The sequence below is a fragment of the Burkholderia latens genome, from assembly GCF_001718795.1.
GTDB classification, from domain to species: domain Bacteria; phylum Pseudomonadota; class Gammaproteobacteria; order Burkholderiales; family Burkholderiaceae; genus Burkholderia; species Burkholderia latens_A.
Map to the genome: position 1 here is coordinate 2,034,959 of NZ_CP013435.1, position 15,767 is coordinate 2,050,725.

Consider the following 15,767-nt stretch of genomic DNA (forward strand, 5'->3'; position numbering starts at 1 on the left):
CGCCCGAAGGCGCCCGTCGTATCAGACCAATCCGCGTGCCGCTTACTTGCTCTCGAACATGTCCATGATCTGCTGCTTCTCCTGCTGCGTGACAGGCGGCGGCGTGAGGCCCGCGGCGCCGGCCGAGCCGAGCGCATCGTTCGCGCTGATTGCGTTGTCGGCCGGATTGATGTCCACGCTGCCGACGAAGCCGTTGCCCGGCGTGCGGTCAGAGTAGTACAGCTCGCCGTCGATTGTCGTCAGGCCGTCCGGCATCGGCATCTGCTGCTCGGGCACGCCGTTGAGCGCAGTGCGCATGTAGTTCACCCAGATCGGCAGCGCGAGCTGCGCGCCGAATTCGCGGCTGCCGAGGGTCTTCGGCTGGTCGAAGCCCATCCATGCGACCGCGACGAGCGACTGCTGGTAACCCGCGAACCAGCCGTCCTTCGCGTCGTTCGTCGTACCGGTCTTGCCCTGCAGGTCGCTGCGACCGAGCGCGTTGGTGCCGGCGCCCGTGCCGGCCGTCGCGACCGTATGCAGCAGGCTGTTCATCACGTACGCATTGCGCCCTTCGATCGTGCGCGGCGCGGTGCCGCCTGCGATGACCGGCTGCGCCTTCTGCAGCGGCTGGCCGCGCGCGTCGTCCACCTCCGCGATCAGATAGGGATCGACCTTGTAGCCGCCGTTCGCGAACACTGCGTAGCCGGCCGCGAGCTGCAGCGGCGTGACGAGCCCGGCGCCCAGCGCCATCGGCAGATACGGCGGGGTCTTCGCCGGATCGAAGCCGAAGCGCTGCGTCACGTACTGCTGCGCGTACTGCGTGCCGATCGACGCGAGAATCCGGATCGATACGAGGTTCTTCGACCGCTGCAGCGCGGTGCGCATCGACATCGGTCCGTCAGGCTGGTCGTCGTCCTTGGGCTCCCATGCAGTGCCGCCCGGCACGCTCGGCGGGAAGTACAGCGGCGCGTCGTTGATGATCGTCGCCGGCCCCATCCCCTTGTCGAGCGACGCCGAATAGATGAACGGCTTGAACGATGAACCCGGCTGGCGCCACGCCTGCGTCACATGGTTGAACTTGCTCTTGTTGAAATCGAAGCCGCCGACGAGCGAGCGGATCGCACCGTCCTGCGGCGCGATCGCGACGAGCGCGCCTTCGACCTGCGGCAGCTGCACGACCTGCCAACCCGTCTTGCCATCCTTCATCACGCGCACGATCGAGCCCGGCTTGATGCGCAGCGTCGCGTTCGCGCGCGGGCTCAGCGCGCCCGACACGAAGCGCAGCCCGGCCGGACCGATCGTCGTCGTCGCGCCGCCGACGAACTGCACGTCGACCGCGCTCGGCGACGCCGACAGCACCACCGCCGATTGCAGGTCGCCGTTATCCGGGTGATCGGCGAGCGCGTCGTCGATCGCCTCGTCGCGCTCGTCTCCGGCCGCCGGCAGGTTGATCGAACCTTCCGGCCCGCGATAGCCATGGCGGCGCTCGTAATCGAGAATGCCGCGGCGCACGGCCTGATATGCCGCTTCCTGGTCGGCCGAGTTGATCGTCGTCGTGACGGTCAGCCCGCGCGTGTAGGTTTCGTCCTTGTACTGCTGGTACATCATCTGCCGCACCATCTCGGCGACGTATTCGCCGTGCACCGCGTACTGGTTGCCCGGCGTGCGCACGTGGATCTCTTCCTTCACAGCCTGGTCGTACTGCGGCTGCGTGATGTAGCCGATTTCGAGCATGCGCTTCAGGATGTACTCCTGGCGCACCTTCGCGCGCTTCGGATTGACGACCGGGTTATACGCGGACGGCGCCTTCGGCAGCCCCGCGAGCATCGCCGCTTCGGCGAGCGTGATGTCCTTCAGGTCCTTGCCGAAATACACGCGCGCTGCGGCCGCGAAGCCGTACGAGCGCTGGCCCAGATAGATCTGGTTCATGTACAGCTCGAGAATCTGGTCCTTCGTCAGCGCGCGCTCGATCTTGTACGCGAGCAGCATTTCGTAGATCTTGCGCGTGTAGGTCTTCTCGCTCGACAGGAAGAAGTTGCGCGCGACCTGCATCGTGATCGTGCTCGCGCCCTGGCGCGCGCCGCCGTGCATCAGGTCGGCCACGCCCGCGCGCAGGATGCCGAGGAAATCGACGCCGCCGTGTTCGTAGAAGCGATAGTCCTCGATCGCGAGCACCGCTTTCTTCATCACGTCGGGGATGTCCTGGAAGCGCACGAGGCTGCGGCGCTCCTCGCCGAACTCGCCGATCAGCACGTGATCCGCCGAGAACACGCGCAGCGGCACCTTCGGCTGATAGTTGGTCAGCGCATCGAGCGACGGCAGTTGCGGCGCCATCACGACGAGCGCGTAGCCGACGATCAGCGCGCCGACGACCGCGAGCGTCGCGAACAGGCCGACGAACCACAGCGCGACGCGCGAGCCGAACGAGCGACGGCCGCCGCTCCCGCTCGCGCGGCGCTGCTGCGCGCCGCGATCGTCGCCGTGGTCGTCATCGGGGTAATAGGCGCCCGACGGCGAACGGCGCAACGTGTAGTGAGGTTCGTTCCGGTCGGAAGGAGAAGACGGTCGTTTGATAATTGGCATGTCGGAATGGCGGGCAGACGAGGTGCCCTCGGACGCATGCGGAAATGCAAGCGGATGAATCAGAGTGGGTGCATCTGGAAACTGTCACGTCGACAGACCGCGCCGCGCGGCGATCCGTTCCCGCGACGTGACAGCGCATTTTAATGAAATCGACCGGGCGGCTTCGCGATTTTTTGTAAAAATTCCCGCGCGAGCGTGAAGGGTCGAACGTATTGGCCGCCTGCTCGGCCTATGATGGACACGCAACCGTGCGCACGCGGCGGCGTTTCTTTCAGGTGCGAAAGGTTCGCATGCGCGGTGCACGCACCGCTTGAACTGCCGCGCTTAAGCCGTATTTAAGGGGCCGGCGGTGTAATATCCGCCAGCTCACGCGGGTCGGATCCGATTCGCGACGGGCACTGCCGCTCACGCGGCGCCTTTCAACCACGGAGGATTTCATGTCGCTTTTCGACTCTATTTCGCGCACGATCAAAGGCCTGCTGAACGACGCGGCCGACTCGGTACAGGATCCGTCGCGCGACGCACGGCAGATCGTGCGGGAGCTCGACGACAGCATCGGCCGCGCCGAGAATTCGCTGATCGAGATCGAAGCACAGGTCGCGACCCAGCGCAGCAAGCGCGATGCAGCCGACGACAAGGTGAAGAAGTACGAGGACGGCGCCAAGCGCGCCCTGCAGGCCGGCGACGAAGCGCTCGCGCGCGAGGCGCTCGCCGCACAGGCTAACGCCGAAGCCGAACGCGACGCGCTCGCGGCCGAACTCGCCACCCTCGAACCGTCGGTCGAGAAGCTGAAGGGGCAGATCGCCGACATGCGTCAGCGCCGCAACGATCTGAACGCACGCTCGAACATCCTGCAGGCGAAGCAGGAAATCGCGCAGGCGAAGGACGTCGCGGCAAGCGCATTGGGCGGCATCGGCGGCAAGAACCTGTCAGAAGACTTCCAGAAGCTCGAGGACAAGGTCGCGCTGCAGAACGCACGCTCGGACGCACGCCTGAATTCGGCCGACACGTCGAGCGGCAAGGCGCTCGACGACAAGCTCGCCGCGCTGAACAAGGGCCCGTCGGTCGAGGACCGCCTCGCCGCGCTGAAGAAGCAGCTCGACACGCCCGCGCAGTAACGGCCACCGCGCCGCTGCCCATTGGGGCCGCGGCGCGCACCGATCGTCAGGAGACGGGCGCTCGCGCCCGGTTCGACCATGAAGAAATCTCTCGCCGCACTTGGCTTCTCGCTGATGCTGCTGTCGTCCGCCGCATTTGCGGTCCCGTCGCTGCAGCAAGTCGAGCAGTCGATCGCACAACGCGACTGGCAGCGCGCCGACACGCAGCTGTCGCAAGTCATCGACGCCCATCCGAACAACGCGCATGCGCGCTACCTGTACGCGCAGGTGCTGGACCGTGAAGGCCGCGCATCCGACGCACTCGCACAGCTGCAGAAAGCGAAGTCGCTCGATCCGCAATTGCGCTTCACCGACGCGACGCGCTTCGCGCAGACCGAATCGCGCATTCGCGCGGATGCCGCGCGCATCGCGGGCACCGCGCCGGCCGCGACACAGAGCGGTGCGTTGCAATCGTCGCTCGCGCCGACGGTGCCGCCGGCTAAACATGGCCCGTCGACCGGCATGTGGATCGGCCTCGGGCTGATCGTCGCGATCGTCGCGCTGGTGCTGCGCTGGACGCTGCGGCGTGCGCGCAAGGCCGACGACGGCCGCGCCGACGACGAACGCCGCACGCAGTTAAAGCGCGCGACCGACGTACTGAACGACATCCGTCCGCTGAAGCTCGATGCGAAGCTGTCGACGGCGCCCGGCGCCGCCGCGCTGACCGGCGAGCTCGAAGGCATCGAGAACGACGCACGTACGCTCGTCGAAACGCTTTCCAACGGGAAGAACCCGGTGCCGCCCTATCGGCTCGACGAACTCGAACAGCGTCATGCGAGCGTGAAGGCGCGCGTCGAAGGGCGGCCCGATCCGGCCGCGCAACCGGCGGCGACTGCAAGCGGCAGCGGCTCCGTGTACGCGCAGGAAGCAGATCGCGTGACCGGCGCGCAAGGCCAGCCGTATCAGCAGCCACCGTACCCGCAACAGCCATATCCGCCGCAGTATCCGCAACAGCAGCCGCCTGTCGTAATCCAGCAAGGCGGTGGTTTCGGTGGCGGCATGGGCGGGCTGCTGACCGGCGTGCTGCTCGGCGAAGCGATGTCCGGCGGCCGCGAGCGCGTGGTCGAACGCGACGTGATCGTCGACGATCAGCGCCGGCGCCAGGAAAGCAACGATCCGGGCTTCGACCTCGGCCGCGGCGACGATTCGAACTGGAGCGACGGCAACGGCGGCGGCGTCGATCTCGGCAGCAACGACGACGGCTGGACCGACGACAACACCTGAGCATCGAGCCTGCGGGCGCCGGCCTGTCGCACGGCGCCCGCTGTCGTGTACTCCGCGCTTCCTGTCAATTCCGCTCGGGCCGCCCCCCTGATTTGTCAATCATTTCAAGATGGGCTACCGGCAATGGGGCACGTTCGCTATCATGCGGCACATCGGCGTGCCTCCGATCCCACCAGACGCTTCGCAGCCCTGCGCGTCGCGGCACGCCTCCCGTCGCCCAACCAGGAGAAAGCCGCTCATGAGCATAATCAAGGAATTCAAGGAGTTCGCCGTCAAAGGCAACGTGATGGATCTCGCCGTCGGCGTGATCATCGGTGGCGCATTCTCGAAGATCGTCGACTCGGTCGTAAAAGACCTGATCATGCCGGTGATCGGCGTACTGACCGGCGGTCTGGATTTCTCGAACAAGTTCGTTCTGCTCGGCACCATCCCGCCGTCGTTCAAGGGTAATCCCGATTCGTTCAAGGACCTGCAGGCCGCGGGCGTCGCCGTCTTCGGCTACGGCTCGTTCATCACCGTGGCGATCAACTTCGTGATCCTGGCGTTCATCATTTTCCTGATGGTGAAATTCATCAACAAGCTGCGCAAGCCGGAAGCAGCCGCACCGGCCGCGACGCCGGAAGACGTGCTGCTGCTGCGCGAGATCCGCGATTCGCTCAAGCAGCGCTGAGCATCGCGCCACGCCGCAGTCGCCGGGCCCGCCACGTGCGGGCCTTTTCGTTTTTCACGGGCACGCATCGTGCGTCGCCGCAAGCGGGCCTTCACACTTTTTTGTGACGCGCGAATGCACGCGCGGGAAAAGCAGGTCTATGATGGAGACTAAACGACAGTACGGGCGCCAAGACGCTGGCTGTGTCGATCATCGTGGCAGGCGGGTCGACGGGAGACATTGATCGTCGTACCGCACGAGTGCAGCATTTTCGTGTGCTATAAAGGATCGACATGCGGCGTACATAGCCGGGAGTGGGTCGCATGAAAGTGCCGCATTTCTTGCAATTGTTTTTGAGGCGAGTGTTTATGTCCTTCCCGAAAAAACGTCGACGTGCGCAACAGGATGGCCAGGAGTCATTCCTCGCGGTATTGCGTCACTCGAAACCGTTCGCACAGCTCGACACCAAGATTGCCCGCGCTCGTGCGCAGGACGAACCCGTCCTCTACGCGCATGTGCTGCCCGGCCTCGACGTGCTCCTGTGCAGCGTGCGCGGCGCGCAGCCGCCCTACCCGGCCATCGCCGAATTGCGCAAACGCTGCATCGAATCGATCGCCAACGCACTCGAGCAGCCGCTCGACGGCCTCGAGAACGGCGGCTACTGGTATGAGGCGAACGGCTTCGGCTTCCTCGTATTCGCGAGCCGCGCCCGCGCGCGCATCCTGCCCGAATTTGGTGCAGGCACGAAGGCGAGCCTGCGCGGCGGCCTCGGGCGTCAGAACGCAGGCGACACGACACCGCGTTCACTCGGCTGACGATACCGACACGATGGGCCGCCTCCGCGCGGCCCATCGGCCATTCAGGTTTCCCGTTTCGCCGTTGCCGCGATCATCACGCCCCGCCGCGCCGGTGGCCTGGCCGCACGATGTCGATGAACGCGGCGAAATCGGCACCGGCCAGTCCTTGCGCCGCCCCCAGCCGCAATACCTGCTGCACCGTCGCCGATACCGGCATCACCGCGCCCGTGTCCCGCGCCGCGTCGGCAATTGCATCGACGTCCTTCTGAAACGTGGCAAGCGCGCCGATCGACGAGTGGCCGCCCGACGTCATCCGCGGCACGAACGTCTGCAACAGCACCGAATCCGCCCAGCCGCCCGCGAGTGCATCGGCCAGGCGAGCGGCATCGATGCCGCTTGCCTGCGCGAGCCCGACCGCCTCGGCGATCGCGGTCACCGTCGCGGTGACGATCGCCTGGTTGCACAGCTTCGCGGTCTGGCCCGCGCCGGCGCCGCCCATGTGCGTAATGCGTGACGCGTACGTGTCGATCAACGGTCGCACCGCGTCGAGGTCGGCCGCAGCGCCGCCCGCCATCACCGCGAGCGTGCCTGCTTGCGCGCCGGGCACACCGCCCGACACCGGCGCATCGATCCAGCCGACGTTCAGTGCGGCCGCGCGCGCCGCGTAGTCGCGCGTCGCGGCGGGCGCAATGCTCGAATGGTCGACGATGCGCGTCAGCCGGCGCGCATCCGCATCGCCGGCAAGGAGGCCATGTTCGCCGAATACGACATCGCCAACCGCACGGCCGTCGAGCACGCATACGAACACCGTATCGACGCGCTCGGCCAGTTCGCGCGGCGTATCGACCACCTGAGCGCCGTCCTGTTCCAGCGCTTCGGCCTTGCCGCGCGTGCGGTTCCATACGCTGACCCGATGGCCCGCGGCCAGCAAATGCCGAATCATCGGCGCGCCCATCAATCCCGGTCCGCAAAATCCGACTTCCACGATCGTCCTCGTCTCCAATTTGGGTTGCACTTGGCGCCCATCATACCTATCACTCAAGAAGCCGGACACGCGCGGCGCCGCTGCGGGCCCGCACCTTGCACCGGCTGCACACATCGACACACGTCGACATCACAGGGAGCGCATCATGAGCGACCACGTCTACAAGCTGATCGAACTGACCGGCTCGTCGCGGCAATCGTGCGACGACGCCATCCGCAACGCGATCTCGAAAGCAGGCAAGACGCTGCACAACTTGCACTGGTTCCAGGTGACCGAAACGCGCGGCCACATCGAAGGCGACCAGGTGATCCACTGGCAGGTCACGCTGAAGGTCGGCATGCGCATCGACGACTGACGCGCCGCGCGCGTCACGCGCGGCGCCGGACCTGCCGGATGCGTGCAACGCGCATCCGCACGACGTCGCGTCCGCCTGCATTCCACCCGTTCGGCCTTCTTCGCGAGGCCCGGCCGGTGAGCGTCTGCGGGTATCCATCTCTTGACGCTGGTTTTCGTTCATATTAAAAACCATATACCCACCTCCCCCCTCGATCAGCCCGGACATATAAACTGGAGAAACCATGAGTCAGCAACGCGAGGCGATCGACACGTACCTCTTGCGCGTCTTGCACACCTTGTTGATGGAGCGCAGCGTCACGCGCGCGGCCGTCAAACTGAACCAGTCGCAGCCGGCGATCAGCGCCGCACTGCGGCGCCTGCGCGACATCACCGGCGACCCGCTGCTGGTGCGCGGCAAGTCCGGCATGGTCCCGACCGAATACGGACTGCGCCTGCTCGAGCCGGTGCAGAATGCGCTGCGCGAAATCGAGCGCATCAAGTTTCAACAGCACAATTTCGACCCGGCCACGTCGATCCGCTGCTATCGGATCGGCTGTCCCGACTACCTGAACGTGCTGTTCGTGCCGACGGTCGTCGAACGATTCCGCCAGGCCGCGCCGAATGCGACGCTCGAGTTTCACTCGCTCGGCCCCGCGTTCGACTACGAGCTCGCGCTGGAAGACGGCAAGCTCGACATCGTCGTCGGCAACTGGCCGGAGCCGCCCGAGCAACTGCACCTGTCGAATCTGTTCGTCGACGAAATCGTCTGCCTGATGAGCAATACGCACCCGTTCGCGAAGCGCGGCGGGCTCACGCTCGACCAGTACCTGAACGCGCCGCATCTCGCGCCGACGCCGTACTCGGTCGGCCAGCGCGGCGCGATCGACGTGCACCTCGCGCGCGAACGGCTCAAGCGCCACGTGGTCGTCACGCTGCCGTACTTCAACCTCGCACCGTACGTGCTGGTGAAGTCCGACCTGATCTTCACGACGACGCGCCTGTTCGCCGATCATTACGCGAAGTTCCTGCCGCTGTCGGTCGTGCCGGCCCCGCTCGATTTCCCGCCGATGCAGTACTACCAGCTGTGGCACGAACGCTGCCACTACTCCGACGAAGTGCGCTGGCTGCGCGGCCTCGTCGCGGAAGCGACCCGCACGCTGATCGAGGCGTAATCGCATACGGCGCGCGCCGCGCGCACCGGTCGTGCGGTCGCGCGATGACCCGGTGCGCTGCGCGGCCGGTGGCGGCCGCAGTCGGCGGCCCGCGGTGCGCGCGCGCCGCGCAACGGCCGGCGGGACCGCCCCGCCGATGCATCAGCGCGACGCTTCCACCAGCGCGTGCGCGAGCGCGTTGTGACGTTCGATGATCGGAGGCAGATCGAGCGTCGCGACGCGCCCTTCACGTACCACCACCTTCCCGTTCACCACCGTGTACGCCGTCTGCGACGGCGCGCAAAACACCAGCGCCGCGACCGGATCGTGCAGCGCGCCCGCGAACAGCGGCTGGCGCAGGTCGAATGCGGCGAAGTCCGCAGCCATGCCGGGCTTCAGCGCGCCGATGTCGTCGCGGTTCAGCACCTTCGCGCCGCCGAGCGTCGCAATCTCGAGCGCCTCGCGTGCAGTCATCGCATCGGGCCCGAAGCCGACCCGTTGCAGCAGCAGCGCCTGACGCACTTCCGCGACCATTTGCGCGCCGTCGTTCGACGCGGAACCGTCGACGCCGAGGCCGACGGGCACACCCGCAAGCCGCATTTTCTTCACCGGCGCGATACCGGACGCGAGCCGCATGTTCGAGCACGGACAATGCGCGACGCCGGTGCCGGTGCGCGCGAACAGCCCGATGCCCGCATCGTCGAGTTGCACGCAGTGCGCGTGCCACACGTCGTGGCCGACCCAGCCGAGATCTTCCGCGTATTCGGCGGGCGTCATCCCGAACCTTTCGCGGCTGTACGCGATGTCGTTGGCGTTCTCGGCCAGATGTGTGTGCAGCGACACGCCGTAGTCGCGTGCGAGCACGGCCGCGTCGCGCATCAGGCCGCGGCTCACCGAAAACGGCGAGCACGGCGCAACGACCACACGCAGCATCGCGTAGCGGCCTTCGTCGTGATAGGTCTCGATCAGGCGCTGCGCGTCGCGCAGGATGTCGGGCTCGCGCTCGACGACCGAATCCGGCGGCAGCCCGCCGTCGCGCTGGCCGACACTCATCGCGCCGCGGCTCGCGTGAAAGCGCATGCCGATCCGGTGCGCGGCGCCGATGCTGTCGTCGAGGCGGCTGCCGTTCGGATAGATGTACAGATGGTCGCTCGACGTCGTGCAACCCGACTGCAGCAGCTCGGCCATCGCGGTCAGCGTCGACACTTCGATCATCTCCGGTGTCAGATGCGCCCAGATCCGGTACAGGTTCGTAAGCCAGCCGAACAGCTCCGCGTTCTGCGCCGCCGGCACCGCGCGCGTGAGGCTCTGGTACATGTGGTGGTGCGTGTTCACGAGCCCGGGGATCACGAGGTGGCCGCGCAGGTCGAGCACTTCGTCGGCCGTGTCCGGCAGCTCGGCGCTCGAGCCGACCGCGACGATCCGGTTGTCTTCGATGTACAGCCCGGCATCGCGCAGTTCGCGACGCGCGTCGTCCATGGTCACGAGCACGTCGGCGTGCTTGACCAGCAGGGTTTTCGGGCGGGATGAGGATGGGTGCGGCGCGCGTGCGCCGGCGTGCTGCTCGAGGTTCATGCGTTCTCCGCGTCGTTCCGCCCCCGGGAACCGCTCCCGGAGGCCATCACAAAGCCGTTCGAACGCTGATTCGCGGCACGCCCCGGTGCCTGCGTCCGTTCGAACGCGCTGGCCCGGTTACCCGGCGTGCATGCCGTCTTCGGGGTACGCGCGGACTTGAGCCCGACGCGCACGGCCGCAGCATCGCGCAAGCGCGCGCCGCGCACAATGCGCGATCCGGAATACCGCGCTTCACGGATCCGATATGTTACGCCGCGCGCAGGCCGCGCCAGCCGCGGTAATGCGAGGCGATCCGCTGCCGCAACCGGATGCCCGGCGACCGTCGACAGCCGTTCATGCGCGGCGCATTATCTTTGATATCGCGCCCGTATTTGCGCGGGGAACCTTTTTACAATGCCTGCACGGCGCTCGCTTCAATCTCGCCGACGGGTATGTAGCCACGTGACGTGGAGCCTCGATCCGCCGCACAGTCAATGGATCGAGCTGCCGCCGAACCTCGCATTCACACAAGGACAACTGCGAATGGGAAAGCTCACTACCCACGTACTCGATACGGCACACGGTCGCCCTGGCGCCGCCATCAAGGTGGACCTCTACGCGCTCGACGGCGAATCGCGCCGCGCGATCAAGACCGTGCTGACCAATAGCGACGGCCGCTGCGACGAACCGCTGCTCGAAGGCGCGGCACTCGCCGCCGGCGAATACGAACTCGTGTTCCATGCCGGCGACTACTTCGCGTCGCTCGGCGTGAAGGTGCCGGAACCGCGCTTCGTCGACCGCGTCGTGCTGCGCTTCGGCATCGCGGACACTGCATCGCACTACCACGTGCCGCTGCTCGTGTCGCCGTGGTCGTACAGCACCTATCGCGGCAGCTGACACACGCATCGGCGCCCCGCATCAAACACAACGAATTGAGTCTGGAGGAGTTTCATGGAAGGCTTCATCACCGACTGGCTGAACCTCGCGCTGCGATGGCTGCACGTCATCGTCGCCATCGCGTGGATCGGCGAGTCGTTCTATTTCGTCGCACTGGACAACAGCCTGAAACCGCCGACCGACGCGAACCAGCGCAAGCGCGGGGTGTTCGGCGAGCTGTGGCACGTGCACGGCGGCGGCTTCTACAACATGCAGAAGTACACGGTCGCCCCGCCGGAAATGCCCGAGGACCTGCACTGGTCGAAGTGGCCGTCGTACACGACGTGGCTGTCGGGCTTCTCGCTGTTCTTCGTGCTGTACCTGCTCGCACCGAACACGTACCTGATCGACAAGAGCGTGCTCGACATGGGCCCCGTCGTCGCAGTCGCATCCGCACTCGGCTTCCTCGCGGCCGGCTGGATCGTCTACGACTCGCTGTGCCGGATCCTCGGCACCAACGATCGCGTGCTCGGCATCTGCGTCGGCGTCTACGTCGTGATCGCCGCTTACCTCGCCTGCCACATCTTCGCTGGCCGCGCGGCGTACCTGATCGTCGGCGCGATGCTCGCGACGATCATGTCGGCGAACGTGTTCTTCGTGATCATCCCCGGCCAGCGCAAGATGGTCGACAAGATGCTCAAGGGCGAAGAGCCGAACCCGATCTACGGCAAGCGCGGCAAGCAGCGTTCGGTGCACAACACGTACTTCACGCTGCCGGTCGTGTTCGCGATGCTGTCGAACCACTATGCGATGACCTACACGAACAAGTTCAACTGGGTCGTGCTCGTGCTGATCATGCTGGCCGGCGCGCTGATCCGCCAGTTCTTCGTGATGCGTCACCGCGGTCAGCAGCTGTGGTACCTGCCGATCGGCGGCGTCGCGCTGCTGTCGGGCGCGCTGGTGTGGACGATGCCGAAGCCGGTCGCGCCGGAAGCGCAGGCGGCGAACGCACCGAAGGTCGCGATCAACGACATCATGCCGATCCTGCAGCAGCGCTGTGTCGAGTGTCACTCGGCGAAGCCGACGCTGATGGGCAGTGCGCCCGCCGGCGTGATGTTCGATACGCCCGACGAAGTATCGAAAAACGCGCAGCGAATCTACGAACAGGCCGTGCGCCTGAAGGCGATGCCGATCGGCAACGTCACGCGCATGACCGACGACGAGCGCGTGAAGCTCGCCGCGTGGTTCGAGGGTGGCGCGGCGAAGTAAGCGCTACGTTTGCACGTCGCCTGAACGACAGGCCCGCTTCGGCGGGCCTGTTTTTTTTTACGTGGTCGTGCCGCCCCGACGGCAACGTCGAGCCGCACGGTCAGCCCGCCGCATAGCGCGACGCGTAGCTTGCCTTGCGTGCAGCAAGCTGCGCGGCCCGCTCCGCCGGCGTGACATAACGCATCGTCGCAGGCAGGACCGAGCGCAGGTTCGCCAGCTTCACGAGCGTCGCATGCGCGGACGGCGCCGCGCCGGTCGACGCCGCGGGCACACCCTGCCAGCGCAGGTTCAGAAAGCCTGCGTGGATGCCGACCGTATCCACCCAGTTGTAGACGCCCGGATCGGTCGGTGACACGACGAACGTGAACGTACCATCCGGATTCGCCACCGCCTGGCGATTGTTCAACGACTGCGTGTGATCGACGTAGTCGGTCGTGATCAGCCAGCGGCCGTATGCGGGTGCGATGAAGTACTTCGCGCCGCCAAGGTCGACCTGCACCACCAGCGCTTCGTCGTCGGCAATCCGGAATGCGCTGTAGGTGGCCGCCTGCGTCGACAGGCGTCCGGCGGAACCGCCGAGCGACACGGGCGGAATTGTATTGACCGGCTGTGCGTTCGCGAGCGCGTTGTAGCCGGCGAACGTGCCGCCATTGGCGACTTGCGCGGCCAACCTGGCGATCATGTCGTCCCTGGTCGGCGCCGCTGCCGTCGAAGCGCCTGACACGCGTTCGACGGACAGATCGTCGAATTGCTGCACGCCCCATTCACCAACGGTATCGCGAATGAAAAACGACGACGCCGTCGTCGGCAACGTAACGTGATTGCCGGTGCCGTCCGCCGCGCCCGAATCGGCGGTGATGACGAAGCCGCCGTCCGCTTCGACGCGCAGTTGATCGCCGCTCAGATTCGACAGCGTCGTGTGACGGCCATCCCACAGGCTGACGTTGCTGTCGACCGGTCCGTCGCGATGCACCCTGCCGCGAATCACGTAACGCAGCGCGGGGTCGACCGGAAAGCTCCGATAAATCGTGTCCGGATTGTCGAACGTCGTGCGCGAGCCGGGTACGTCGATGCCGAACCACTTGTGCGGCGCGGCAAGCCCCGAGATCATCTTCGGTGCATTCGGGTCCTGGTTCGTGATCGCAAGTGCGCTCGACATCGCCGATTCATCGACAGCCGTCTGCAGATAGGCGAGCGACTCGTCCGGTACGCCGCCGACCGCCTGGGCGGCGGCCAGCCATTGCGCCTTCAGCGTCGCCTTCGCCTGCACGACCGCAGGCGCGTTCACCAGCTCGAGCGCGAGCTTTTCTGCGGCAATCTGGTCGGGTGTCGCGAGCGGATTCGCGCTGCGCGCTGCGTTCGTGCCTGTCGCGGCGAAGACGTCGCCGTCGCTGCCGCCGCAGCCGGCGAGCGTCAGCACGGCCGCCGCCATTGCAGCGGCCGCGACGATCGGGATTCTTCCGTTCATGTCGGGATGTTCGTGGGGCGAGGACGACGTTGGAGGATCCGGAACACATCGGCTCGACGGGCCGACAAAGCGCTCAAGATACCGGTCCCGGCCTTCGCGGCGAACCAACGATACGGAATATGCCAAGTCTCGGCGCGCGGCCCCAAAACGAACAAAGCCCGCGCATCATGCGCGGGCTCGCCGGACAACGCAGGTTCAAACTCAGGCCGTCACTGCATCGAGCGCGTCCTCGGTGAGCCACAGCGATTCAGGCAGGTCCTGCTCGTTCAGGTTCAACCCGTCGCCGCCGCGATCGACGACGATGAAGTCGCTGACGCCGCCCAGCGCGATCAACGGGTGATGCCACACGCCCTTCGCGTAGTTGACGCCCTGCCACCCGCTCGTCACGAACGCGCGAATCTTCGAAGGATCGAGATCGCCGGCGGGCGCGACGACGACCAGATACGGCTGGTCGTTCAGCGGCACGAACGCCTGGCTGCCAAGCGGATGGCGCTCGAGCATCTTCACTTCGAACGGCAGCGTGCGCGGCTGGCCGCGGAACAGGTTGATGAGCGTGCGGCCGTTTTCATCCGCCACGTCGACGTTCGCGAGATCGTGAAAGCGGGTCGTCGTGCCGAGATTGATCGGAATCTGCTTCGCGCCTTCGGTCTCGATCACGTCGCCGAACGGTGCGAATGCTGCTTTGGTCAGCGGTTCGATTGCAAGCGTCTTCATTTGTCCAGCGTCCCCCACAGACGCAAGCGCGACACGCCGCCGTCCGGAATGATGTTCAGGCGCACGTGGGTCACCGGGCCCAGCGATGCGATGTCCTGTTCGAAGTAATGCTGCTTGTCCATCTGGAGCTTCTGCTCGCCGAGCAGCACCGGCCAGAACATCGATTGCGTAATCAGCGAGGTGTCGGTGCCGCCGGACACATACGCCGCCTGGATCGAGCAGCGGTCCGGATAGTTGCCCTTGAAGAACGCGGTATCGACTTCGATCTTGCGGATCACGCCCGGCTGCGCGAGCGCGATGATCGCCCAGTCGTTGCCCGGTTCGCGGCGGCGGCGCGTTTCCCAGCCGTCGCCCATGTTCACGCCGCGGCCGGGCAGCAGCAGGTTCGACGCGACGCCGAAGTGCTGGTTGTTCGCGGCCACCACGTAGCCGCCGTTTTCCATCGCTGCGAGGTCGAACAGCTCGGTCGCGCTCGCGCCCGCCCAGTCGAGTTGCGGCTGACCGTACACGCGCAGGCGCGCGATGCCGCCGTCCGGGTAGATGTTCACGCGCAGATGCGTGAACGCACGTGCGTCGCTTGCCGCGACGTAGTGATGGCTGTTGCCCTGCAGCGTCGTCGACGGCACGATCTCGACCCACTCGGTCGCGTGCGTCGGCGCGCCGTCGGCCACGAAAGCGGCCTCGACCGATGCGGCCGGGGGGAAGTTGCCGGTGAAATGGCTCGTGTCGATGTCGAAACCCTTGATCACGCCCGGCCGCGCGAGCTTGACGATGCACCAGTCGTAGCCCGTCGTCCGCTTGCGGCGCGTCTCCCAGCCGTCCATCCACTTGCCATGGTCGTCGTACTTGCCCGGGATGAACACCGCCGGCTCCGGGTTCAGCATCCGCTCCTTCGGCGCGAAGAAGTCGTCGCTCGCCTCGAGCGCCTGCGCGCCGAGACGCGGGTCGGCAAGGTTCACGTAGCGCCGCGTGAAATCGGGGGCATCGGGATCGAGAAGCGGAACAGCCATGATGTTTCCTTGTTT

General features: G+C 66.2%; 14 protein-coding genes. 8 read left to right on the forward strand and 6 right to left on the reverse strand.

Going from position 1 to position 15,767, the window contains the following annotated elements:
- Positions 1-42: 42 nt before the first annotated feature.
- The gene (locus tag WK25_RS09470) at positions 43-2,562 is read right to left on the reverse strand and encodes a penicillin-binding protein 1A (protein ID WP_069241494.1); all 2,520 of its coding nucleotides are present in this window, start codon (positions 2,560-2,562) and stop codon (positions 43-45) included.
- Positions 2,563-2,999: 437 nt separating this feature from the next.
- Between WK25_RS09470 and WK25_RS09475 the strand changes: the two genes are divergently transcribed.
- The 4 genes from WK25_RS09475 to WK25_RS09490 all read left to right on the forward strand — a co-directional run bounded on the left by WK25_RS09475 (position 3,000) and on the right by WK25_RS09490 (position 6,407).
- Positions 3,000-3,680 carry a PspA/IM30 family protein gene (locus tag WK25_RS09475; RefSeq protein WP_040144443.1) on the forward strand — a complete coding sequence of 227 codons (681 nt, stop codon included), beginning with the start codon at positions 3,000-3,002 and terminating at the stop codon, positions 3,678-3,680.
- Positions 3,681-3,758: 78 nt separating this feature from the next.
- Positions 3,759-4,943: a tetratricopeptide repeat protein gene (locus WK25_RS09480; RefSeq protein ID WP_069241495.1), complete on the forward strand. Its 1,185-nt coding sequence runs from the start codon at positions 3,759-3,761 to the stop codon at positions 4,941-4,943.
- Positions 4,944-5,181: 238 nt separating this feature from the next.
- Entirely contained in the window at positions 5,182-5,613 is a 432-nt protein-coding gene (gene mscL / locus WK25_RS09485; protein WP_040144445.1) for a large conductance mechanosensitive channel protein MscL, read from the forward strand.
- Between the two features lie 347 nt (positions 5,614-5,960).
- Entirely contained in the window at positions 5,961-6,407 is a 447-nt protein-coding gene (locus tag WK25_RS09490; protein ID WP_027784713.1) for a hypothetical protein, read from the forward strand.
- A gap of 76 nt (positions 6,408-6,483) precedes the next feature.
- On the opposite strand, the gene WK25_RS09495 is transcribed toward WK25_RS09490, so the two are convergent.
- Entirely contained in the window at positions 6,484-7,374 is an 891-nt protein-coding gene (locus WK25_RS09495; RefSeq protein WP_069241496.1) for an NAD(P)-dependent oxidoreductase, read from the reverse strand.
- A gap of 145 nt (positions 7,375-7,519) precedes the next feature.
- Here WK25_RS09495 and WK25_RS09500 point away from each other — a divergent pair, with 145 nt between their 5' ends.
- Together WK25_RS09500 and WK25_RS09505 are read left to right on the forward strand one after the other, a co-directional pair.
- Positions 7,520-7,729 (forward strand): dodecin, encoded by a 210-nt coding sequence (locus WK25_RS09500; protein ID WP_006755984.1) that lies wholly within the window; start codon positions 7,520-7,522, stop codon positions 7,727-7,729.
- A gap of 223 nt (positions 7,730-7,952) precedes the next feature.
- Positions 7,953-8,882: a LysR substrate-binding domain-containing protein gene (locus WK25_RS09505; protein ID WP_040144447.1), complete on the forward strand. Its 930-nt coding sequence runs from the start codon at positions 7,953-7,955 to the stop codon at positions 8,880-8,882.
- A 141-nt stretch (positions 8,883-9,023) separates the two neighbouring features.
- Here the strand turns inward: WK25_RS09505 and WK25_RS09510 are convergent, their stop codons facing one another.
- Positions 9,024-10,436, reverse strand: coding sequence for an 8-oxoguanine deaminase (locus WK25_RS09510; protein WP_040144448.1), 1,413 nt, complete (start codon positions 10,434-10,436; stop codon positions 9,024-9,026).
- Between the two features lie 522 nt (positions 10,437-10,958).
- Here WK25_RS09510 and uraH point away from each other — a divergent pair.
- Entirely contained in the window at positions 10,959-11,312 is a 354-nt protein-coding gene (gene uraH / locus WK25_RS09515; protein ID WP_011657188.1) for a hydroxyisourate hydrolase, read from the forward strand.
- Between the two features lie 54 nt (positions 11,313-11,366).
- On the forward strand, positions 11,367-12,560 hold the full coding sequence (locus WK25_RS09520) for a urate hydroxylase PuuD (RefSeq protein ID WP_069241497.1): 1,194 nt from the start codon (positions 11,367-11,369) through the stop codon (positions 12,558-12,560).
- Positions 12,561-12,660: 100 nt separating this feature from the next.
- Here WK25_RS09520 and WK25_RS09525 read toward each other — a convergent pair whose 3' ends face one another.
- From WK25_RS09525 to alc, 3 genes are all read right to left on the reverse strand, one after another.
- Positions 12,661-14,028, reverse strand: a complete 1,368-nt coding sequence (locus WK25_RS09525; RefSeq protein WP_069241498.1) for a hypothetical protein — start codon at positions 14,026-14,028, stop codon at positions 12,661-12,663.
- A gap of 201 nt (positions 14,029-14,229) precedes the next feature.
- Positions 14,230-14,742: an ureidoglycolate lyase gene (locus WK25_RS09530; RefSeq protein ID WP_040144451.1), complete on the reverse strand. Its 513-nt coding sequence runs from the start codon at positions 14,740-14,742 to the stop codon at positions 14,230-14,232.
- Positions 14,739-15,752, reverse strand: coding sequence for an allantoicase (gene alc / locus WK25_RS09535; RefSeq protein WP_069241499.1), 1,014 nt, complete (start codon positions 15,750-15,752; stop codon positions 14,739-14,741). The genes WK25_RS09530 and alc overlap by 4 nt, the downstream gene beginning before the upstream one ends.
- Positions 15,753-15,767 lie beyond the last annotated feature (15 nt).

Coding starts and splice junctions, on each gene's coding strand:
- WK25_RS09470 (WP_069241494.1), bottom strand. CDS start 2,562: ATGCCAATTATCAAACGACCGTCTTCTCCTTCCGACCGGAACGAACCT.
- WK25_RS09525 (WP_069241498.1), bottom strand. CDS start 14,028: ATGAACGGAAGAATCCCGATCGTCGCGGCCGCTGCAATGGCGGCGGCC.
- alc (WP_069241499.1), bottom strand. CDS start 15,752: ATGGCTGTTCCGCTTCTCGATCCCGATGCCCCCGATTTCACGCGGCGC.
- WK25_RS09505 (WP_040144447.1), top strand. CDS start 7,953: ATGAGTCAGCAACGCGAGGCGATCGACACGTACCTCTTGCGCGTCTTG.
- WK25_RS09475 (WP_040144443.1), top strand. CDS start 3,000: ATGTCGCTTTTCGACTCTATTTCGCGCACGATCAAAGGCCTGCTGAAC.
- WK25_RS09480 (WP_069241495.1), top strand. CDS start 3,759: ATGAAGAAATCTCTCGCCGCACTTGGCTTCTCGCTGATGCTGCTGTCG.
- WK25_RS09530 (WP_040144451.1), bottom strand. CDS start 14,742: ATGAAGACGCTTGCAATCGAACCGCTGACCAAAGCAGCATTCGCACCG.
- WK25_RS09500 (WP_006755984.1), top strand. CDS start 7,520: ATGAGCGACCACGTCTACAAGCTGATCGAACTGACCGGCTCGTCGCGG.
- WK25_RS09520 (WP_069241497.1), top strand. CDS start 11,367: ATGGAAGGCTTCATCACCGACTGGCTGAACCTCGCGCTGCGATGGCTG.
- WK25_RS09510 (WP_040144448.1), bottom strand. CDS start 10,436: ATGAACCTCGAGCAGCACGCCGGCGCACGCGCGCCGCACCCATCCTCA.
- mscL (WP_040144445.1), top strand. CDS start 5,182: ATGAGCATAATCAAGGAATTCAAGGAGTTCGCCGTCAAAGGCAACGTG.
- WK25_RS09490 (WP_027784713.1), top strand. CDS start 5,961: ATGTCCTTCCCGAAAAAACGTCGACGTGCGCAACAGGATGGCCAGGAG.
- uraH (WP_011657188.1), top strand. CDS start 10,959: ATGGGAAAGCTCACTACCCACGTACTCGATACGGCACACGGTCGCCCT.